Raw genomic sequence first — 22,400 nt, 5'->3', positions numbered from 1 at the left:
TTGGGCTTGTCTCAGTATCCGTGTGGGCGGGCGATTCACGCCCATCTGTCCTGGAGTTTGTAATACGCTCCCACCAACGGTAGGAACCAGGGTTTGCCGAAGTGGCCCGGAATGGCTGGCCAGTCCAACGCACGCCATGGGTTGCTTTCGACCTTGCCCTCTAGCACATCGGCCATGATCTGCCCCATGTGTACGGACATTTGCACGCCATGCCCGCTATACCCCATGGCATAGAACAAGCCGTCATGCTCACCGGCTCGCGGCAGCCGGTCAGCCGTCATGTCAACGATACCGCCCCAGCAGTAGTCGATACCGACTGTATTAAGGGCGGGGAACATCCCCGCCAATGCCGATTCGAGGATCTTGCCGCTCTTGATATCGGAGCGAGGAGTCGACATCGCGAAGCGCGCCCTACCACCGAACACAAGACGGTTGTCAACCGTAGTACGAAAGTAATTGCCGACGATGCGACTGGTTACATAAGTTCGGCGTTTAGGCAGTAATTGGTCGAGCAACTCATCGGGTAACGGCTTGGTGGCAATGACAAAGCTGCCCACAGGTGCAATACGTCGACGAAACCACTGAAAAGGACCTTTCATCGAGCCCCCGGTGGCTACCAGCACTTGGCGTGCCTCTATTACCCCTCGCGTGCTAGTTAGGAGGTGATTACCGTTAGGTAGGCGCTCAATTCCGGTGACCGCGGCCTGCTCGAATACTCGGGCTCCGTTACGCACGGCGGCTTCGCCGAGGCCAACGCCGAATTTGCCCATGTGCATCTGCGCGCCGTTGGCCTGTAGCATGCCACCAAAAAAACCGTCGGCATCCACTTCGTCACGGATCTTGTGAGCAGATATCATGCACACCTCGGGATCCACATCACGCTGAATCAGTTCACAGGAGCGCGCGATTGCATCGTAGTGTTTGGGTTTTGCCGCGAGCTTGAGCTTGCCTGTAATGCGCAACTCACAGTCGATGCCTTCACGCTCGATGAGCGTACGCACGGTTTTCACCGCGTCCGCGTAGGCTTGATAGAACCCCTTGGCAACTTCCCTGCCGCGTTGCTGAACCAGGCCGGCGTAGTCTTGAGACACCCCGGTGTTGCAATGCCCACCGTTGCGTCCGGACGCTTCCCCAACAATCCGGCCAGCCTCCAGCACCACGACGCTGGCGTCACGTTTTGCCAGGGCAAGGGCAGCGGACAGCCCAGTGAAGCCGGCGCCTACCACTACCACATCCACAATCCCTTCCACTGGGCCTTGGGCTGCGCCTATAAAAGGGGGCGCGGTGTCGAGCCAGAATGATTCAGAGGCCATGCCATGTTCCTCGTTAAGCAGCGCTGTTAGAGACCGACGATGGCAGCGAGTCCGCCAATGTCTTTGATTTCAATGTTTTTATAAAAGGGCGCGCTTGGCTCATGGCCGCGGTTGACAAACACCTTATTGGTAATGTTCATGAAGTCGGCCGGCATCAAGTCGTATCGGAAACTTGAAGAAACATGCAGGATGTCTTCAGGCCCGCAACCAAGGTTATCCAGCATGTACTCGAACGCAGCCAGACGAGGTTTATAGGCTTGACCTTGTTGTGCAGTGAAAACACGGTGGAAAGGAACGCCCAGCTTGTCTACGTTCGACATGATTTGCTCATCACTGGCATTTGAATAGATCACCAATGGAATTTCGTTGGCAATCTTTGCCAGCCCGGCTGTCACGTCGGCGTGTGGACCCCAGGTCGGAACCGCGTCATAGCACTGCTGACCTTCCTCGTCCTTGTAAGCAATGCCCCACCGTTTGCATGTGCGTTCCAGAGCAGCTTTGAGAACCTGATCGAACGGTTGCCATGGTCCCAACACTTCGTCGAAGCGAAACCCGGCGAAGTCCTTGACGAATCTGTCCATCTGTTCGGCGGGGATACGGTACGCGAACATTTGACGCGCGAGGGGCCCCATCTGAAAGTCGGTGAGCGTGCCATAGCAGTCAAATGTAATGTATTTAGGGCGAACGACGGGCATAGCGTTTTTCCTTCATCGGGTTGTTGTTTTGAAAGAGAAAGCGGCGTGGCGCTTGGGTACATGACGATTACACCATTGCTAACAACGCAGATGCCGTTTAAAGAGGCTTTAACAAAACATAAAGCACCGTTTTTACGGTGCTGCCCGGCATACTTTGCTGATTGCTTGAATAGGGTGCCCAAATCGCCTTTCGCGGCTTGATTGCAAGTTTTAGAGCCGGTTGTACCGGCCAATATCTGTACGCATAAAAAAACCCGAGACCTCGCGGGCTCGGGCTTGAGGGTGCGTTTGTAGCATTCGCTTCAGGCGTTGAGTGCTATTGTCGCGGCGATTTCTGGAAACGCAGCACATTGTGTGTCAAACAGGGTTTTGATCAATTCACTTCCTGTAGTATCCGCCGGATGCTCGGTCAAATGCGCGTCCAAAGCATCGAATAGCCGATGTTTCAGGAAGTAGCGCCAGTTGACCGGCACACTGGAGAGACATTGAGTCAATGCGCTGTACCGTTCACGGGTCCATTTTTGCTCGAACGCCGTGCGGAACGGGCCGAAGTTAAAATGCCCCTCCATGACAGGACGGGCAGGTTGTCTCAACGCAGCAGTAGCCTCTGCATCGACGACACCATCGACAATCACGACCCCATACTCTTCGCGGGCTTGCTTCAGGGAAACGTATCCGCACTGTACGTCTTTCAGAACGCGTGCGATAGGTCGCTCGAAAGGATCGCCATAGCCGCCTGCGCCGGCACCCACCAGGCGAATGACATCGCCAGGTGCGCAATGCACCAAATCGCTGTTACCCAGTACTTCTTCTTCTGCAGTGCCTGGATTGCGAGTGAACACCGAGTTGCCCCCGGCAGTGCCGCCCAGCACGCCCCAGGAGGCGAAGTGGCTGCGGTCGCGGTTACGCGCAGTGACCAGAGATCCTGGAGAAAAGACCTGGAACTCCATGACTAGTCCCAGTCCTCCTCGGTATTTGCCAGCGCCTCCAGAGCCAGGAGCCAGGCAATACTTGCGAATCAGGATTGGCACTTCTGCTTCGTTGATTTCCACCGGTGTATTTCGCAAGAATGCGTTGTTGGCACCCGAGGCATCCGGGCCATCACCGTGCGGCATGCCGCCTGCGCCGCCCCCTACAGGGCCGATTGAGGCCATCACCTGGCGACCATCGCGACCCAGCGTCTTGACGTTCATGATAGCCAGTCCGCCAGCGGAACACGCAGGCAGACGGTCAGGAAGCGCCTGGGAAAATGCGCCAAAAGTGAGCATGTGGGTCAGCTTGCAAGTCAAGCTGCGCATGCCTACCGCGGCCGGTGCGGTGGCATTGACCACCGTGCCCTCAGGCAAGATGCAGCGCACCATGCGATACACGCCAGAGTTGAGAAGGATGTCCGGCGACAATGTGTAGAGTACGTAATTGAGGCCCACCAGCATGAGCGCATGCCGCTCATGGCCACCAGTAGGAATGTTGAGGGAGGAGGCGAGTTGCGGATCGCTACCGCTGTAGTCCATCGTCATCGAGTCGCCGTGAATCCCCAGCGTTAACGCTACGCGCAGAGGCTTGCCATTGACGCTGTCCTCGTCTGCGTACTCGGCGAAGAAGTATTCTCCATCAGGCATTGCCCGAACCAATGTGCGGGCTTGCTGCTCGGCATAGTCCAGCAGCGCGTACATTCCGGATTCGTAAGTTTCGATTCCAAAATGCTCGATCATTTCAAGCACCCGACGCTCACCGGTCATAAGCATGCCGATCTGGGCCTTGAGGTCGCCGTGGTTCTGTTCTGGCGCACGTACGTTAATCGCCATAAGACGCAATAGACTTTCATCCAGCACGCCTTCGCGTACCAGCTTGCAGGGTGGGAAGCGGATGCCCTCCTGATGGATCTCGGTCAGGCTACGCGACAGCGATGCCGGCACCGCGCCGCCCATATCAGTGTTATGAATATGTCCGCCGACAAAGCAGATCAGGCGTTCTTTATAGAACACCGGCTTCCACATGACGATGTCCGGCGAGTGGGTGGCAACATAACCACTGTAGGGATCGTTGGTGATACAGATATCGCCGGGACGATAGTCGTCAATCAGATCCAGTACACCCTTGTAGTCCAGGCCGGTGTACCAAGTGGCACCAAGTGTTTTGGGCGAAGCGAAGGTCTGGCCGTCAGGTGTAATCATCGAACAGGAAAAGTCTTCAGTTTCCTTGACGAAAGTCGAATGCGCCGTGCGAACCAAGGTGTACGCCATGCTTTCGGCGGCGGCGCTGCAGTAATTGGCGAAAATCTGCAGGGTAGTGTTATCGATTGCCATTGGCTCAGTCCCCGACGTGCGCGTTGGTAAGAATAAGGGTGCCGTATACGTCCACTCGGCCGGTGAAGCCGGGCAGTACGCAGGTCGTCGTGTCGTCTTGGGCGATCACAGCAGGCCCTTCGAAGGTATGGCCGGCCAGCAGGTCATGACGCAGGTATAGCGGCGCTTGATGGTATGCCCCGTCGAGCCAGACCTTGATATGTCGGGTTATGGTCGGTTCACCTTGGCCTTCAGCTATGAGTTGCAGTCGCGGCTTGGGCGTGTCAGCGCTGATCACCAATCGTAATGACACAACCTGCACCGCAGCGTCGACGTCACAGTGGCCATATACACGAGTATGCTCATTGTGGAACGCTGCATTGAACCCGGCGACATCACCGCGTTGCAGTGCTTCAATGTTTACAGGAGTATCGAGTTCAAAGGACTGGCCCTTGTAGCGCATATCGGCCGAGACCTGAACCTTGGAGTTCTCGGCGCTGCCGGTCTCATTGATAATCCACTCTCGAGCCTGAACTTGCAGAGCTTCGAGATCATCGGCGAGGCGCTTGATGTTACTAGCCGAGACGTCGTAATAGGTGGTTTTGACGAAATCGTTGCGAGTGTCTGCAATCAAGCCGCCCAAAGCGCTTAGTACCCCGGGAGTCGTTGGAACTACGACTTCACGCATGTTGAGCGCACGGGCAAGATGGCACGCGAGCATCGGTCCGGCGCCGCCGAAGGGCAGCAGGGCGAAGGTCCGCGGGTCGATACCAAAGCGCGAGACAATGCGACTGACACCGCTATACATACCTGACACTGACACGTTGATGATCGCTTCGGCAGTGCTCAATACATCGCCACCCAGCGCTTTTGCAAGGGGAGCGATCGCCGCGCTAGCGGCTGCCACGTCGACGGTAACGGCGTTGTAACCCAACTCAGCCTGGCCCAACACCCCGAGTACGGCGAAAGCATCTGTAATGGTCGGTTGGGTACCACCACGCCCATAGCACACAGGCCCAGGGGTAGAGCCGGCGCTCATGGGGCCCACTTTGAGTACACCAAAATCATCTACCCAGGCGATTGAGCCACCGCCGTCGCCGATCGACGAAACCGATACCGAAGGAATGTGAATTTGGTAGTCGCCGATGTACTCACCGGTTGCGTATTGTGGCTGACCGTCTACGATCAGGGCTACGTCAGCGGTGGTACCACCGATGTCCAGGCTCATGCAGTTCTTTAGGGAACAGAGTTGTGCGATATAGGCAGCGCCAATGACCCCCGATGCAGTACCGGACAGGATCATCTGCACGCATTCAGACTTTCCGCTTTCGGCGCTCATAATGCCGCCGTTGGATTTGGTAACTTTCAATTCAGCCGGTATGCCGGCCTCGCGCAGGGCTTCTTGAAGGGAGCCGAGATAGTGGGCTACCTTGGGTTGTACATACCCACCGATAACCGCAGTCAGTGTCCGCTCGTATTCTCGGATAATGGGCCAGACGTCGGCAGAGCAAGACACGAAGAAGCCCGGCATTTGCTCTTCAATGACGGCTTTAACCTGTTGCTCATGCGCGGGGTTTCGATAGCTGTGCAATAGTGAAATCACCACCCCTTCGCAGCCCGTGGCGCGCAAGCCTGCAACAGCTTCCAGTACGCTGTTTCGATCAATGGCGAGCTGTTCCTGGCCTTGCGCGTCAAGCCGACCGTCTATGCCGAACACTCGATCACGAGGTACCAGCGACGGCGCGCGCGTAGACATCAAGTGGTACATGTCGGGCATCTTCAAGCGCGCGATGTCCAATACATCCTCGAAGTGTCGAGTTGTAATCAGACCCAGTTTAACGCCTTTTCTCATGACCACTGCGTTGACGCCTACAGTCGTGCCATGAGTGAAATGCACTACGTCGCGAGGGTCTATATCGTAGCGTTCGGCCAGCCCTTTCATCCCCTGCAGCACTTCACTGCCAGGACTATCAGGACGAGAAAAAACCTTCAACGTGCGCAAGGTTCCTTGCACATCATCTAGGACGGCGAAATCAGTGAACGAGCCGCCTATGTCCACACCAATGCGTAGCCCCATCGTAATGCCCTCTATCGCTGCGGTGGTGATCAGTCAGGCGCGGGCAGCATAGCCGCGCCGAAATGTGATTAGATCATCGCCCCAACGGCACATGCGCTGTGTTAAGGGCGGTTGTAAGCGATAAGTTGCTGTATTGAGCAAGCCTCTCAGCAGTGCCTGCTGGAGGGCGAAGTTTCAAGACTGACCGATGTCGATCAGTACACTTTTGAAGCGCAGATTGGCCTCATAGGCGGCGCGTCCCAGATCCTTACCGATGCCTGAGCGCTTGTAGCCTCCGGTGGGAATGATCCAGTCTGCGCTGCGTCCATAGCGATTGATCCACACAGTGCCAACTTCCAGTTTTCGTACAGCACGCAAGGCTCTACCAAGATCCGCGGTATGAACGCCTGCGGCGAGGCCGTAGGTAGGATGGTCGGCAAGCGCCATGCCTTCCTCTTCATCGTCGAACACCTGGACGGTGAGTACGGGACCGAAGATTTCTTCCATGACGGCGGGATTGCCAGCGGTCGCTCCAGTCAACAGGGTAGGAAGGTAGAAGCTACCGCCCAGCCCGGTGTCGGCTAATCTGCCGCCAATCAATGCTTGCGCTCCCCCGTCTAGCGCTCGATTGACGATGCCGGCAATACGATCAGCCTGACCTGCTGAGATAATTGGGGCAAGGGTCGTATGCTCATCCCAGGTTCGTCCAGGTTTGAGTGCCTGGAAAACGCGGACGATTTCCTCAACCAGCGGCTGGTAAGCGGCACGCTGAACGATCAATCGAGAGCCGGAAACGCATACCTGTCCCGCATTGCCAGTAATACCCTTGGCGATGCTGCGAGCAGTGCGCGCCAGATCCGGGGCATCAGCGAAAACCAACTGCGGACTCTTGCCGCCAAGTTCCAGTGTGACTGGTTTTGGTCCGGTCTCGGCGCAAGCCTTCATAATCGAAATGCCAGTGGCGGTCGAGCCGGTAAAGGTAACTTTGCTGATTCTGTGATGGCGGCAAAGTGAGGTGCCGGTGGTGCGGCCGTCGCCCTGGACGATGTTGAAAATGCCAGGTGGCATGCCCGCTTCAATAGCAAGCTCAGCCATGCGCAAGCACGAGAAGGGCGTCATTTCCGAAGGTTTGAGAACCACCGCATTACCCGCGGCCAGCGCGGGCGCGATTTTCCAGCAGGCCATAGTCAACGGAAAATTCCACGGTGCGATAGCGGCTATCACGCCATAGGGCTCGCTGATCTGCATACCCAGATGATCAGTGGCCGTGCAAGCGACCTCGCCGCCTACCTTGTCCGCAAACTCGGCAAAAAAACGCAGACCTTCTGCGGCGAACGGTAAGTCAAAGGCTACAACTTCGGAATAGGGACGTGTCGATCCGACCGCTTCGAGAGGGGCGAGGGTGGCTATGTCGGCATCGATCAGGTCAGCCCAGCGGCGCATCACGCGAGCCCGTTCACGTGGTGGGCGTGAAGCCCAGTCTGAGGTCTTGAAGGCATGCCAGCTGTTCTCGACGACCTCGTCTACCATAGTCGTGTTTGCGATGGGGAGATCGGCATAGTGCTCACCGTCCGACGGCCGGATAACCTCCAGTTGAGCCTGATCCTGGCGGTAAACACCACCAATAAAATGCGCACAGCGGCTTTCTACACGTTTTGGGTCAAAGGAAGACATGCTGCGCTCCAGAAAGAAAAAACCAGAGCCCATCCTAAGAATAATCCGTCCGCACGTGCTGCTGAGTCGATGCTAACGGGTAGCAGTAAAGTTCATTTTTCGCGCTGATCCGGTGCTTTGTGCTGAAATCCAGATTCAGCCATTTATAGGCGCAATGCGTTCTGGTGGGCCAATACGAGATCGGCCATGCTGGCAAATTCACAATGCTGGGATTTGGTGCATGGATTTGTATCGTTCCAAGGGTGACGCGTGTCGCGCCGTAAAGTGCACACAGGTTGATCAATCAAGTCGCGCCAAGGGTCATCCTCTTCTTCGCTGCGGACAGGTAGCAGTTCATAGCGGTCTAAGTTTGCCGCGAGCAGGGCGTCCAGTAGTGCCTGGTGTCCGGTCTCGGGCTGATGAACAATCTGAATATCAGTTGTCAGGAGCAAGCGTTCGCTAAGCGCATCGCTGATACTCGGGTCGGTGGGGATCACGACGACCAATCTATAAAACTTGCTCAGGTACTGCAGAGCGCCGCGTACATCTTCATAAAGCGGCCATTGGTCCACGCGTTTGGCGAAGGTCATGGCCTGCTCCCAATCAACGGTTTCATCCACCGCAATGCCCAAAGATCGGGCGATTGCGTCATGCACAAGGCATTGCAGTTTGAGTTGGCCAATGGTCGGCGATGCGCGACGCTCCTCCGTAATCAACGCATGATAAAGTTGTAACAACGCGTCGGGTTGTACGTTCTGTGCTGTTCGCTCCAGCAGAGGTCGTAAAGCGTGGAGTACGCCACGATTGCGATCTACCAAAGTGCCATAGTAGGAAAATCCAAGTGCTTTATATTGAGTAATCTTCATCGGCTGACTCATAAGGTGCTGGATGATGGGCTGGGCAGGAACGGTGGCCCGTCTCGCCCAGCCTGCGACCGGCGCAGGAATATGGAAAAGTCTCAGGCGCCTGCGTCGGCGAGTGCTCGATCAAGCATTTTCAGGGCTTCAGTCAGCTGATCTGCAGTGGTTACCAGCGGCGCCAAAAAGCGAATCACGTTTCGATGTACGCCACATTTGATCACTAGCAGTCCATGCTCTCGGGCTCGATCGATGATCGTTTGGGTTAGGTCTGAGTTGGCGCTCAACGCGGTATCAGCATGGGTTATTTCGATCGCTTGCATGAAGCCGAGGCCACGTACCTGAGCGATGCTCGTGTAGCGCTTCTGTAGCTCGAGCAGCCCGTCACGCAGTTGTGCCGCCAGTTTTTCGCCCTGAGCGAGCAGATCTTCTTCTACGAACAGATCCATCACCGCCAATGCAGCGGCGCAGGCAACGGGGTTGCCACCGTATGTCCCACCCAGACCGCCAGGAGCTGGCGCGTCCATGATATGCGCACGTCCGGTTACTGCTGACAGAGGCATACCGCCGGCGAGACTTTTAGCGGTGGTCACCAAATCTGGCTGAATATCAGCATGCTGGAATCCGAACATTTTTCCGGTGCGACCGAAGCCGGTTTGAATCTCATCGACGATCAATACGATGCCATGGTGGGTGCATAACTTGCGCAGCGACTGCATGAACTCAACAGGAGCAGGGAGGAAGCCGCCATCGCCCTGGACCGGCTCCAAGATAATCGCTGCCACACGCTCGGGTGCGATGTCGGTAGCAAAAACTTCCTCCAGCGCAGCCAGCGCCACGTCGCTAGTGATGCCGCGTAGCGCGTTAGGATAGGGCGTGTGAAACACATCCGACGGGAATGGTCCGAAGTTTTGTTTGTACGGTTGGCTCATGCCCGTGAGGGTAACGCCTAACAACGTGCGCCCGTGAAACCCTCCGCGAAAGGAGATCACGCCGGGACGATTAGTGTGGCTGCGCGCTATTTTTATGGCATTTTCTACCGCCTCAGCACCTGAGGTGAAAAGTACGCTTTTGAAATGTTCCTCGCCACCGATCAGATGGTTCAGGCGTGCAACCACTTCAAGATATGGCTCGTAAGCGGCGACCTGAAAGCTGGCGTGGGAAATTTCCCCTACCTGTCGGCGTACCGCTTCGACCAGGCGACGATGGCAATGACCAGTATTGAGAACGCCAATGCCCCCTACGAAATCTAGAAAGCGTTTACCGTCCACATCCCATAACTGCGCGCCTTCGCCGCGTGCGGCTACCACCGGATGCGCAGTGATTATGCCCCGAGGGACGTGCTGATCACGCAGGGCCAGCAAGCGTTGGGTGTTGTGGGTGGCGATGTTCATATGAAACTCCAGAGCAGGGTCAAAGGCAGCCGGCAGGACACGAGCGCTGCGTCTTGCAAGTGGGCTTGGGTGCGTCTCCCAAGAGGGAGACGGTGTGACCAATATCTGAACATAGTAGAGTTTGTTGATCGTGCTGTTTTGCCGCGCTTTGAAGGTATATGTGCTTTTTTAAGCGGCCTTTACAACGGGATCGCCTGTGGGCGTCTGATCTCGTCAGATACGACACCCACCGTTCGGAATCGTCTGGTGTGGGTTTTAGTTCCTGCGTAATGGCATCACAAGATGCTGCCAGAAGCGGGGATAAAAACAGCATGTTGTGCGCCAGAGTTCCTTCAATCAGCACTAAACGTGGCGCTAGCGTGTAGATAATGGTGGGCACTCATTCGGATCTTTCCCTCGATTGGCCATAGGCCTAAGGTTGACCATGTCCTCTATGTTGCATTACCGCAGTCCAGCAAGTGCTCGTCAGCTACCTGTCGTGGAATTGGCTTTGGTAGGTGATCCATTTGCCGCAAATCGCGCGGTCAATTTTTGCGAAGCCGACCATCGTTATATCGTCGGCACTGTTCGTGCAGATGCAGAAAATTTGCACATTGAACATTTTCCTTGGGTTGAGCTGACGTTGATAGAGACAGGCCAGGTATGGGTCGAAGGTAACGGTTTCAATATTTTGGCTAAAGCCGGCGATGTGCTCCTCATTCCGCGCGGTCTGGCGTTGCGCTGGCATCATGATAGTGAGCTGCAACGCATGTACATGGCCTTTCCGGGAAAGGCGAGCGAGGGTGACATGCCTGCGGCACCGATCAAGTTTGATCTGACAGTAAAGCTTGAATCTGATGACCCGCCTGCAGCCAACGTCCTGATGACCGAGGCGCCGGTTACAGCTGGATTAACCCTTTTCAGTAGTGGCAATGGCGCGCTTCGAATCGGGATATGGGAGAGCACACCTTATACCCGCTCCACTATTGATCCTGGCTATTGCGAGTTGATGCACGTACTGGCTGGAAAAATCATTTTGCAGCCAGTGGCAGGTGAAGTGTGTGAAGTCGTGCCGGGCGAAACCGTTGTGGTTCCAGCCAGAGTCCGCAATGCCTGGACCAATGAGGTGCCAGTGCGCAAACTATGGTGCAAGCTAACTTGATCCGGCACGCATTGCTGGCGGTGATTTCGGTCGTGACGGTGGTTCAGATGGCCTTGAGCAGGATGCGGAGTGGCACAGCATTCTTAACCACCGGCGACTTGATGACAATGTAGCTAAAGTACTTCTCGATACCGATATTTCGATCCAGAATCGACTCCATCAACTCTTGGTAATGCTGAATGCTGCTTGTCATGAACCGCAACAAATAATCATAGCCGCCACTGATCAAGTGGCACTCCAAAACCTCGTCTATTCCACGTATGTAGGACTCGAACTTCACAAAGTCTGCCCGCTTGTGGTCAGACAGTGTTACCTCCGTAAACACAGTCACCGAGTCGGCGAATTTGGTCATGTCCACGCGGGCCTCGTAGCCGCTGATATAACCCGCTGACTCCAAGCGTTTGACCCTCTGTAGACAAGGGCTGGGAGACAGCCCGACGGCCTCGGCAAGACTGACGTTTGTCATGCGTCCGTCCTTTTGCAATTGCACCAGAATATTGATGTCGAGCCGATCGAGTCTGGTCGCCGCGTCCATTGAATAGCACCCCCGTGATAGAAATGATTTGAAAGCTTCTGATGATTTTGCAATTACCGCGCCATCATTGGCATGTGGTAGTTGAACTGCCGCCTGGCCCCGGGTTTGCTCCAGGGGCCAGGCTTCTGGAAGTTGCGTTAATGTTGGCTATCGTTCATGTGCGGCAGTGGGCCAAAAATAGTCGTCGCATGCTGACAGTGGACAACCACAGGCGAGAAGTGAGGATTCAACCTAGCCCTCCGATATGCCAAGCTTTAATTTCAAGGAACTCCTCAATACCGTATTTGGACCCCTCACGTCCCAGTCCTGATTGCTTGACCCCGCCAAAAGGGGCAACCTCCATTGATATGCTGCCGGTATTGAGGCCGACCATTCCGAATTCCAGACGCTCGCCGACCCGCCAGGCGCGACGCATATCTTGCGTAAAGTAATATGCACCCAGGCCGAACGGCGTTGAGTTGGCAAGATTCAGTGCCTCGTCTTCATCGTTGAAACGAAACAAAGGTGCTACTGGCCCGAACGTTTCTTCGCTGGCGATCAGCATTTGTGCCGTAGCGTTCAGCAATATGGCAGGCTGGACGAACAAATCTTCGGCGTCCGCGATGTTACCCATCAGTAGGGTCGCGCCTTTATCCAGCGCATCACTGATGTGCCGGTTGACCTTCTCGACAGCTGCACGGTTGATGAGTGGCCCTATAGTCACATCATCCTCGGTGCCGTTGCCGACTTTGAGTTGTCCTACTGCTTCGCTCAGGCGTGCCGCAAACGTGTCGAAAATGCCGTCCTGTACAAGAATACGATTCGCGCATACGCAGGTTTGACCAGCGTTGCGAAACTTGCTCTGCATGATTCCGGCGATAGCGAGATCCAGATCAGCATCGTCAAAGACAATGAAGGGCGCATTGCCACCCAGCTCCAAGGCCACTCGTTTGATCGTCGCGGCGCATTGGCTCATTAACAACTGGCCGACACGAGTGGAACCGGTGAAAGAGAGTTTTCGCACGTCCGGGTTTGAGGTCATTTCGCCACCGATCCCTGCGGGTAATCCTGTAAGCACGTTAAAGACGCCGGCCGGAATACCTGCTCGTTCGGCCAAAACCGCCAAGGCCAGTGCTGACAACGGGGTCATTTCTGAAGGTTTGACCAGTACCGTACAACCTGCCGCCAGTGCCGGTGCGCACTTGCGAGTGATCATTGCATTAGGAAAGTTCCATGGAGTAATAGCTGCGACCACGCCAATTGGTTGCTTTAGCACCAGGATACGTCGATCGTTGGTAGGGGCCGGGATGGTGTCACCGTAAATTCGTCTTGCTTCTTCAGCGAACCATTTAACAAAGCTTGCACCGTACAGGATCTCCCCTCTGGATTCCGCCAAGGGTTTACCCTGCTCGGCAGTCATGATCTGCGCCAGGTCTTCCTGGTTTTCGAGAATCAGACGGTGCCAGACTTCCAATAGCCGAGCGCGCTCGGCGGCTGGTACTTCTCGCCAGTTTGTCCAACTGCTCTGTGCATCGACTATTGCTCGGCGTGTTTCTTCAGCTCCAAGCGCTGGCACCTGAGCGATTTCACTGCCATCGGCGGGGTTAATTACGGGCAATGTCCGGCCGTCGTCGGCATCAATCCAGATTCCGTTGACATAAGCTTTATGAACAAGAAGGGAGGGATCACGCAAACGGGTATTCAACATGGTTCAAGCCTTTAAGCAAATGGTTGACCTCATTTTAGGAACCTTGGTACATAGAGGTATGCCGAGATGCGGGCTTGTGGGCGCGGAAGATGCTGAAGATCGAGGCTTTACGGCACGCTGTGTTGTAATGATTGAGACTATTGCTCGTACACTGCGTTCTAAACAGTCAGGCATACGCCCCTCGCCTCAGGAGCGCATCCAGGGAGCTAATGGAAACTATCTCAGGACCTTGGCCAGAAATTCCGCTAGATGCAGGGGCTCATGTCCACTAACGGTTCTGATTTGCCCACGGCAGCTGAATCCGTCAGCAACCACCTGCGTCCCAAGCGGAAGGGTGTCCAAATGTGGTTTGAACTCCTGAAGTCCTATCGTCCTGGCCACAGATGCACTTTTACTATGGTAGCCGTACGCCCCGGCAACTCCGCAACAGCCTGCAGGGATCACCTTTCCGGAGCCACCCAGTTGTTTCAATAGTTCTTGCTCTGCGTCCATCCCGCCGCACGACTTTTGATGGCAATGGCCGTGAATTCGAACATCTTGAGACAGGGCCGGTAGCGTAAGACCCTGGTGGTGAATGAACTCGCTGAGGGTCTCAATAGACGCCGTGAGCTTCGCTGCACGAGGATCATCTGGGAACAATCCGGGCATTTCATCTCGAAAAACCGAGAGGCAACTGGGTTCCAGCACTACAATCGGCGTATCGTCTGCCAGGATGGGTTCGAGTTGGTTTAGAATTGCGGACAGATTGGTTTTGGCCTGATCCAATAATCCGACATCATAATAGGGACGCCCGCAGCAGATATGGCGCTCCATTAATTTGACAGCAAAACCAAGTTTTTCCAGAACTTCTACGCCGGCCTCCAGCACGTTGGGCGTGAAACCGTTGTTGAACGTGTCCACCCAAAGAAGTACGTTGCGCGCGGCCGACTTATCATTACTGCCTAGTAACCTGCGGGCCGTTACATCGGTTCGGAAGCTGCGCGCGGCAATGGTCGGGAATCGCACATCCGAAGCAAGACCCAAGAGGCTGGCCAGGGCCCGTATGGGACGAGCCCTCATGGCGAGGTTTATCAATGAAGATACCGGCGCTGCCAATGGCAGCCACTCACCGATGCGACCAATCATGGCATCCATAAACGATCGTCTGCGGTTGGCATAATACCGGTACAAGAACTCGGCTTTGTACCTGGCGATATCAACATTGGTAGGACAATCTGCCTTGCAGCCCTTGCAGCCTAAGCAGAGGTCAAGGGAGTCCTTTATGTCAGTATTGTTCCAGTCGTTTTGAATCACGTCCCCCTTCAATAATTCGAAGAATAAACGTGCTCGTCCACGGGTGGAATAACGTTCATCACGGGTCGCTCGAAAGCTCGGACACATTGTGCCCCCTTCAAGAGAACGGCATTTGCCCATTCCGATGCAACGTTCTGTTTCCCTGGCAAATCCTTGATCACCCAGATCCTTGTGATAGCTGAATAGGCTTTTAACGTTGCGTCGGACATAGTCGGGTCCCAGGCGCAAGTTGGCATCCACCGGCATTGCATCAATCAATTTGCCGGGGTTCATCTTATTACGCGGATCCCAGATGCGCTTGAATGTGCCAAACGCTTCCATCACTTGCGCTGAATACATGATGTGCAGGTATTCGCCCTTGGCTTGGCCATCGCCATGTTCACCCGACAGCGATCCACCATATTTGACTACCAGGCGCGCTGCTTCATCCAAAAAGGCGCGCCATTGATCAATGCCTCGTTGAGATTTGAGGTTGAATGTAATTCTCGAATGTATGCATCCGTCGCCAAAGTGGCCATAGAGATTGGTTTTGTAGCCATAGCGTTCAACCAGTGCGATGAAATCGCGCAAGTAGGCGCCCAATTGTTCAGGTTCGACAGCTGCGTCCTCCCAGCCCACAATTGGATCGGGCTCGTGCGGATCTAGTCCGAGCGAGGTCGCCGATGCACCGGTTTCACGAATGGTCCAAATACGGTTCATCAGGACTTTATCGCCGATCAATCTAACGCTTGGCGCCCCGGGCAGACTCATACAAATATCCACGGCGTTTTGCGCCGCCTGCATTGCGCCTTCCATCGAGTCTGATCCAAACTCAACCATCAACCAAGCATTACCCTCCGGCAGTTCGGCGATGTCCTCCAGTTTCATACCTCGCACACGCAGTCCGCCGATAATTCCCTCGTCCAGCCCTTCCATCGCAATAGGATTCAGGGGTAACAACTGGGGCACCGAGTCAGCGGCTAAAACAATGTCAGCGAAGCCAAACACCACCAATACCCGATGGCCAGGATTCTTAACCAGCGTCGTTTCTGCCTGTAGTACCGTGATGCAGGTACCCTCAACTCCAACTAAGGCACGCGCAATATTAAAAGCGTTTTCAGGCAGCAGTTGATCCAGGTTATAGCCTGATACCCGACGCTTCAATTTTGGAAAACCAGTGCGAATAGCTTCAAGGTTTTCATCCACCAACGTCTTAAGCGCTTGGACGATTTCTGCCCGTCGCCCACCGGCGTCCAGATGCGCTTGATAGGTTGCTTCGTCGGTCGGCCCTACCCAAAACCTTTCACCATCGTAAGTCAGTACTTCCAACCGCTCGATGTTCTCCACAGTCTTGCCAGCCATGACCGAATGGGCGCCGCAGGAATTGTTACCGATCATTCCGCCCAGCGTACATCGACTGTGAGTCGCCGGATCGGGTCCGAAGGTCAAGCCATATCCTGCTGCCGCTGACTTCAATTGATCGCAAATGACTCCCGGTTCGACACGAGCGAGCTTACCCAGCGGATCAACGTCATGAATGCGTGTGAGGTGCTTGGATGTGTCAATAATGACTGCGGCATTGACCGATTGTCCGCACATGGACGTACCTGCGCCTCGGGGCAAAATAGGCAAATCCGCAGCGGCGCATAGGGCTACCGTTTTGATCAGATCGTCGATGGTTCGAGGGATCACTACGCCAATGGGCAATTGACGATAGTTTGATGCTTCGGAGGCATAAACTGCCCTTGTGGCCGCGTCAAACCGAATCTCGGCAGTGGTCTGGGTCCCCAACTGCTCGCGAAATGCCAACAGCTTATTGAGTTCAATGCTCGGTCCACCCTGTTGTTCGGTTTGCGTGTCTTTACGCTGGGCCTGATGTTCAGCATTGTGGCGGATCGTTGGGTTCATGGGGCACCTGATGATTGCTCTTCTGACGCCTCAGTCTATTGAATTGCCGCGATCTGGTAATTGGTCTGGAAAGAAAGCCAATATTGAATTTAAGTTAATAATGATTACAGGTGCGTTTGAGCGCCCTGGATACAGGTTCATTGGGCATCAAACGCTGTGAAGTGATATCAACGGAGGCGCTCTGTGAGTTTTTGTGCAAGGAAGCGGGTAAATTCGCGAATACGTTGAGGTACATGACGCCGTTGTTGGTACACGGCGAAGATGTCGGCTTGCGGAGCTTCGTAGTCAGACAACAATGCCACCAGTTTGCCCGAAGCCAAGTGCTCTTGGACATCCCAGTGCGAACGAAGGATCAACCCATGGCCATCCAACGCTAGTCGCATCGCCACTTCACCGTCATTGCTGGAAAGGGTGCCATGCACTTTTTGACTGTAGTCATTTCCGGCGCGTGAAAATCTCCAGATGGCATAATCGCTCTCATATTGCCTGAGCACGATGCAGTTGTGCTGTGCGAGATCCGACACTGCACGGGGAGCTCCGAAGCGCTTCAAGTAAGCGGGTGATGCGCAAAGTATGCGCGGGTTGGCCACAAGATGATGTGCGATGAGGCGCGAGTCAGGGGGGGCGCCGATTCGAATATCGATGTCGATAGTTTCATCCAGCGAATTGAGAGGCTGACTGGATAGCTGCAATGATAATTCCAGATCCGGATGCTCTGCGGCGAATGCGGACAATAAGGGGGCTACGTGGCGCCGACCAAAACCAAAGGAAGCGTTGATATTCAGCTTTCCCCTTAGCAGGGGTTGGCGATTTCCCAACGCACTCTCGAGTTCTTCCAATTGGCGCAGGATCGGTCTAGCTCCTTCCAGATAAAGCAATCCCTCAGGTGTGAGATCCAGCCTTCGCGTGGTCCGTCTGATCAACTGCACGCCCAAGCGCTGCTCAAGCAGCGTAAGGCGCTTGCTCACAGCCGGTAGCGACAGGCCCAGTTCTCGAGCGACGGCGGTCAAGGTGCCGTGATTGGCAACACGATTAAAAAAACTCAGATCGTCCGTGCTAGAGATCGATTCTTTACTAATTTTCAAGTTTGGGCGCCCCGATTGAGTCGAATCGTTGGATTCTGTTAGTTAATACCTGAACAGCCCTATCTGACAACCTCTGTAAGGCCAGCCCTGCGTGATATCGTTTTGCCCGAGACCCGAGTAACTTTTTTTGAAGCAACAAGAGGCGATACAGACTTTTATAGCTTTTTACTCGTAAAGTTAGATGTCGCCCAGGACACTTACATGCTGATCTTTGATACGGGGGCAACTGTGATGATATGTGGCGGCAATACGTCGGCGCGTTGACGGCTGCGAAGGGCCGTTCAATGAAGTTTTCCCTTATATGCATGCAATAACGCCGGCCCAGTATGACTTTTCGCCCACATTCATGGGCGTTTCGGCTTTGATTGATACCGCCACACCCGTGCTCTATGGTCATGTAGTGATGCCGTCGGGGTTGCAGGCACTTAGGTGTCAAAGATGTGGAAAGGACCCAGCTTTTGGAGCGCTCCTGTGACAACAACCGGCCAGCGCATGGTTGGTTTCGCCATTTCTCATGGCCTGAATGAAATCGCCGCCAACGGAGCATCACTGCTACGCTTTTTTCTAAGGAGGACTCGCCGTGTCAAACTCGTACCTACCCCTTCCTTTCTTTATAACGTTCAGCGAGGACCAGTAGGAGGCATCCGTTAAATGTACAAAACAGCCGCGGCACGCTGTCTAAACCTGAAAAACTGGCAAAGCGATACGTCTCAAACCGAACGATTGGCGTAGCAACGATTCCATTACTGGCTAGCATACCTACTCCGAGCGATAAGCGTTCAAATGGGTGCATAATGCGGAGCAGAACATGCGCTTGGCTGATTTCATTATACAAAACATGGAACCGATCCTTCAGCAGTGGAAGGACTTCGCCAGGAGGCTGAGGCCTGCGGCTGAGGGGATGGACATGCTGGCGTTGCAATATCATGCGGAGCACATGCTGCGCACCATCGCCGCTGATCTTCAGACCTTCCAAAACCCTAAAGCGAGGATCTTGAGATCCCACGGCAATGCGCCTCGTTCGTACATTGCTACCTCAGCAGAAACGGGAGTAGCATTCCCGTTCGGCGGCTATACCAGAAATTTCTGCACTGTTCGCCGTCGCGCTATTACCTCAAGCTGCGGCTGATTCGTGCGCGACAATTACTCAAGCAGACGCCGATCTCAATCATCGAAGTTGCTTCAATTTGCGGTTTCGTCTCCACGCCGCACTTCTCCAAGTGCTATCGCGAATACTACGGCATTCCGCCGCGAGACGAACGCGTAGGCTCTAATACCGCTCAACAGATCGCTTTGATTCCGATATCGCAAGATTTGGTTTCATCACCCTTTGGAGCACTGTCGATTTTGAGTCAGGCAAGCGAGGAGTCAACGTTTGCTAGCGCTCGTTTATGAACTGCGGCATCGTTTGGCGGGTTTGGACTTGCCGAGGAAGCGTGCTAGGGCCGAGTGCTGATCTGTTTTTGCGTTAACGCGAAGTGTTAACATCTTGGTGAGACTTCAATGATAGAATCGATGCCCACGCAGGAGGTGTCGTGAAAAGCAAGTCTAACCATGCAGCAAGAACCCCTAATTTGTTGAACCCCGAAACCCTCGGGGTGCGCCTGCGGACCGCCCGTAAGCAGCGAGGCTGGACGCTGGTTCAGCTTTCGGAGCGTTCGAACGTTTCGATCACCACTATCTCCCGAGCGGAGCGAGGGCAACTTGCATTAGGCTATGAAAATGTCGCCGCCCTGGCTCAGGCTTTACAGTTGGATATAGGCACGCTGTTCTCCCAGGACTATGAGTCGTTGCCACCTGATCAGGGGCCGGTTGTAACTCGGGCCGGGGAAGGCGTGGCCTACAGGGGACTCTCGTTCACCTATGAGTTTCTCGCCACCGCCGTGAGTGGCAAGCCCATCAACCCTGTCTTGGGTACGATCCACGCCCGCAAAATCAATAGCCCAGAAGACTTCGCCAGGCACTCTGGGGTGGAATTCATCTATGTGCTCGCTGGGGCAGTTGAGGTGCATTTCGAAACAGGTGAAGTGACTCGCCTGGGGAAAGGCGACTCACTATATTTTGACAGTCGTGTTGGTCATGTCTACATCAGTGTCAGCAAGCAGTTGGCCAAAATAATCGGTGTGATCACAGCGGAAAGCGACCACATGCTCCTTGCGCGAAAAGGGCATGATGAGCCTCCCATTGAGTGATCACGGCTACCGACCTTTCCCCAATCGTTAGTTCTCGCCGTTACGCACACAGTTTGCAGCGGCGCTGTTCCAGGCATGTCCATGTGGGACTGTGACGGCGTCGTCACGTCCTTCTCTTGACCCGTGAACAGAGCTAAATCTGTTTCGCGAGGTCAGTTGCCCACGAGACCGGCCACCGGGCTCGGCATGCAGCCGTTCCGCACAAGGAACTGTGCAGGGTCGAGAATGGGCAGCCATTTCGCACCTCTGACTTTCGCTAAATTTGCGTATTAGCAAAAAAAGCTTGATAAAAATCTTCTCCAGTAGTTTTATATGGTTTTCGCGTATACGCAAATTTTAGGCTTGGGTGGACCTTGTCGAGAATGGTGTATTCAGTCGAGGAGATGGTGGGGCTGCGTGTTTTTCACGGCAGCAGTGCATCGGTTTCGGTGGCCATGGGAGAAGCGGAAAACAGGCAGAGCAGAGTAGGGTGCAAACAGGCAGTCAGGCATTGGTGCCGCTTCGGCTGGTGAGGAGGCTCAGCGTGCAGCCAGCCGGCGAAAATGGCATCCAAGTCGTTTCGGCGGAAAAAGCTAATTTCAATAACAATTAGGCTATCGGTAGGTGTTCACAACATGGCAAATAAACTTCTCAGCTCTCGCCAGATATCTTTTATGGCGTTGGGCATGTCCATTGGTGTCGGCCTCTTTCTGGGGTCAGCATCAGCGATTAAGTCCGCTGGACCCTCTGTCCTTTTGGCCTACATCATCAGTGGCGGTGTGATATTCCTGATTATGCGCGCGCTGGGTGAAATGACCGTTCATAACCCGGTTTCCGGCTCATTTGCCGCCTATGCACACGAATACCTCGGACCGTATGCGGGTTTTTTATCCAGTTGGAACTATTGGATTTTGATGGTTGGGGTAGGGGTCGCTGAATCGACTGCGGTCGGTATTTACATGAAGGCTTGGTTCCCTGATGTGCCGCAGTGGACTTGGGTTTGTTTTTCCATCGCATCAATTTGTGCGCTGAATCTCCTTGCGGTTCGCGCCTTCGGTGAAGCCGAGTTCTGGTTCGCACTCATCAAGGTCGCGACGATCCTGGCCCTTATTGCTGGGGGCGGAATGATGATTGTTACCGGCTGGGGCAACAATGGCGTACCGCTGGGGCTCTCCAATCTTTGGCAGCATGGTGGTTGGTTTCCCAATGGCATCAGCGGCATGTTGATTTCGTTGCCCATCGTAGCGTATGCCTTCGCTGGCGTGGAAATGATCGGTATTGCGGCATCGGAGTCGGAAGATCCAAAGAAAACCATCCCGCGGGCTATCAACTCTGTGCTGTGGCGAATTCTGCTGTTCTACGTAGCAGCGATTGCAGTGATTCTGGCCATTTATCCCTGGGATCAGATCGGAACGCAGGGCAGCCCGTTTGTTACAACATTTGAACGCCTGGGCATTAAAGAAGCCGCGGGCATTATAAACTTCGTAGTGATAACCGCTGCCCTTTCCAGTTTCAACTGCATTCTGTTTAGTGGTGGGCGCATACTCAAAAGATTGGCCGACGAAGGTCAAGCACCCAAAATGCTCCAAAAAGTTCGTAGCAATGGAATCCCTGCGCGTGCGGTGTTCGCAACGGTCGCCTGTATGGCTTTTGGGGTGGTTCTGAATTACGCGGTTCCAGATCGTGCGTTTGGCTACATGATGTCCTTGTTAGCCTTCAACGTAGCTTGGACGTGGGGAATGATTACGTTGACCTACATATTTTTCCAGCGTCGAATCAGGAAGTCCGGTGTCATCAATGATTATCCGATGCCGTTGCGAAAAATCTCCCCGGCGATTTGTTTGTTATTTGTGGCGTTTGTATTGTTCATGCTGGGTTATGAGTCAGAGACTCGGGTTTCACTTTATGCGGGCGGTATCTGGACAGTCGTTATATCCGTGCTGTATTTCTTGAACCGGCAGCCCTCAAAAGTCGATATCGGTGGCGTGTCAGTACCATAAGAAAATAAAAACGTTATAAGTCTGCTTCCTGATAAATATTTATAAATTATAAGGTGAAAAAAGCATGGGGAGTTATCGCTCGGGCTTAACCCTGCTCGGATGTCTGGCTGCGGGACACGTCATGGCCGCCGATCAATCAGCATCAGCTGGATTCGTTGAAGATAGCCATTTCAATATATTGCTTCGAAATGCTTACATCAGCCGAGACTATGATGATCGGCGAGAGGACAAAGCCGAATGGGGCCAAGCTGTAATCGGAAAGTTTTCCTCCGGGTTTACTCAGGGCACCGTAGGTATAGGGGTCGACGCGTTCGGGCTCTATGGCGCTCGTTTGGATGGGGGCAAGGG

The 22,400-nt window shown here is 54.4% G+C and carries 16 protein-coding genes and 1 pseudogene; 6 read left to right on the top strand and 11 right to left on the bottom strand.

All coding sequences use genetic code 11. The features are described 5' to 3' along the window. Nucleotides 1-35: 35 nt before the first annotated feature. The 7 genes from LQ215_RS03950 to gabT all read right to left on the bottom strand — a co-directional run bounded on the left by LQ215_RS03950 (nt 36) and on the right by gabT (nt 10,253). Complete coding sequence (locus LQ215_RS03950; RefSeq protein WP_068934456.1) at nt 36-1,313, bottom strand: NAD(P)/FAD-dependent oxidoreductase; 1,278 nt, start codon at nt 1,311-1,313, stop codon at nt 36-38. Nucleotides 1,314-1,339: 26 nt separating this feature from the next. Then, nucleotides 1,340-2,008 carry a haloacid dehalogenase type II gene (locus LQ215_RS03945; RefSeq protein ID WP_068934458.1) on the bottom strand — a complete coding sequence of 223 codons (669 nt, stop codon included), beginning with the start codon at nt 2,006-2,008 and terminating at the stop codon, nt 1,340-1,342. A gap of 302 nt (nt 2,009-2,310) precedes the next feature. Further along, entirely contained in the window at nt 2,311-4,314 is a 2,004-nt protein-coding gene (locus LQ215_RS03940; RefSeq protein ID WP_068934460.1) for a hydantoinase B/oxoprolinase family protein, read from the bottom strand. Nucleotides 4,315-4,318: 4 nt separating this feature from the next. Next, entirely contained in the window at nt 4,319-6,370 is a 2,052-nt protein-coding gene (locus LQ215_RS03935; RefSeq protein WP_068934462.1) for a hydantoinase/oxoprolinase family protein, read from the bottom strand. Nucleotides 6,371-6,544: 174 nt separating this feature from the next. After that, the gene (locus tag LQ215_RS03930; RefSeq protein ID WP_068934464.1) at nt 6,545-8,023 is read right to left on the bottom strand and encodes an aldehyde dehydrogenase family protein; all 1,479 of its coding nucleotides are present in this window, start codon (nt 8,021-8,023) and stop codon (nt 6,545-6,547) included. 143 nt (nt 8,024-8,166) lie between these two features. Further along, nucleotides 8,167-8,868 carry a hypothetical protein gene (locus tag LQ215_RS03925; RefSeq protein WP_068934466.1) on the bottom strand — a complete coding sequence of 234 codons (702 nt, stop codon included), beginning with the start codon at nt 8,866-8,868 and terminating at the stop codon, nt 8,167-8,169. A gap of 92 nt (nt 8,869-8,960) precedes the next feature. Next, nucleotides 8,961-10,253, bottom strand: coding sequence for a 4-aminobutyrate--2-oxoglutarate transaminase (gabT, locus tag LQ215_RS03920; RefSeq protein WP_230147497.1), 1,293 nt, complete (start codon nt 10,251-10,253; stop codon nt 8,961-8,963). 424 nt (nt 10,254-10,677) lie between these two features. On the opposite strand from gabT, the gene LQ215_RS03915 reads away from it, so the two are divergent. Further along, nucleotides 10,678-11,394 (top strand): cupin domain-containing protein, encoded by a 717-nt coding sequence (locus LQ215_RS03915; RefSeq protein WP_230147496.1) that lies wholly within the window; start codon nt 10,678-10,680, stop codon nt 11,392-11,394. Nucleotides 11,395-11,437: 43 nt separating this feature from the next. On the opposite strand, the gene LQ215_RS03910 is transcribed toward LQ215_RS03915, so the two are convergent. The 4 genes from LQ215_RS03910 to LQ215_RS03895 all read right to left on the bottom strand — a co-directional run bounded on the left by LQ215_RS03910 (nt 11,438) and on the right by LQ215_RS03895 (nt 17,860). Further along, nucleotides 11,438-11,929 (bottom strand): Lrp/AsnC family transcriptional regulator, encoded by a 492-nt coding sequence (locus tag LQ215_RS03910; protein ID WP_068934470.1) that lies wholly within the window; start codon nt 11,927-11,929, stop codon nt 11,438-11,440. A 226-nt stretch (nt 11,930-12,155) separates the two neighbouring features. After that, the gene (locus LQ215_RS03905; protein ID WP_068934472.1) at nt 12,156-13,616 is read right to left on the bottom strand and encodes an NAD-dependent succinate-semialdehyde dehydrogenase; all 1,461 of its coding nucleotides are present in this window, start codon (nt 13,614-13,616) and stop codon (nt 12,156-12,158) included. 216 nt (nt 13,617-13,832) lie between these two features. Beyond that, nucleotides 13,833-16,796 carry an FAD-binding and (Fe-S)-binding domain-containing protein gene (locus LQ215_RS03900; protein ID WP_230147495.1) on the bottom strand — a complete coding sequence of 988 codons (2,964 nt, stop codon included), beginning with the start codon at nt 16,794-16,796 and terminating at the stop codon, nt 13,833-13,835. A gap of 167 nt (nt 16,797-16,963) precedes the next feature. Continuing rightward, nucleotides 16,964-17,860, bottom strand: coding sequence for a LysR substrate-binding domain-containing protein (locus LQ215_RS03895; protein WP_068934551.1), 897 nt, complete (start codon nt 17,858-17,860; stop codon nt 16,964-16,966). An 829-nt stretch (nt 17,861-18,689) separates the two neighbouring features. Between LQ215_RS03895 and LQ215_RS03890 the strand changes: the two genes are divergently transcribed. From LQ215_RS03890 to LQ215_RS03870, 5 genes and pseudogenes are all read left to right on the top strand, one after another. Continuing rightward, on the top strand, nt 18,690-19,010 hold the full coding sequence (locus LQ215_RS03890; protein WP_068934474.1) for a hypothetical protein: 321 nt from the start codon (nt 18,690-18,692) through the stop codon (nt 19,008-19,010). After that, nucleotides 18,950-19,276: pseudogene (locus tag LQ215_RS03885) on the top strand (helix-turn-helix domain-containing protein); the annotation flags it as partial. The gene LQ215_RS03890 and the pseudogene LQ215_RS03885, both read left to right, overlap by 61 nt. A gap of 140 nt (nt 19,277-19,416) precedes the next feature. After that, nucleotides 19,417-20,073, top strand: coding sequence for a helix-turn-helix domain-containing protein (locus LQ215_RS03880; RefSeq protein WP_068934476.1), 657 nt, complete (start codon nt 19,417-19,419; stop codon nt 20,071-20,073). Nucleotides 20,074-20,687: 614 nt separating this feature from the next. Then, nucleotides 20,688-22,052: an amino acid permease gene (locus tag LQ215_RS03875; RefSeq protein ID WP_068934478.1), complete on the top strand. Its 1,365-nt coding sequence runs from the start codon at nt 20,688-20,690 to the stop codon at nt 22,050-22,052. A gap of 64 nt (nt 22,053-22,116) precedes the next feature. Then, nucleotides 22,117-22,400 (top strand): OprD family outer membrane porin (locus tag LQ215_RS03870; protein ID WP_230147493.1); only part of this gene is annotated, 284 nt, incomplete at its 3' end.

Origin of the sequence: Pseudomonas brassicacearum (assembly GCF_918698105.1) — a bacterium.
Taxonomy (GTDB): domain Bacteria; phylum Pseudomonadota; class Gammaproteobacteria; order Pseudomonadales; family Pseudomonadaceae; genus Aquipseudomonas; species Aquipseudomonas brassicacearum_F.
Note: the sequence above shows the minus strand (reverse complement) of the source record. Positions and strands in the feature narration are given on the sequence as shown.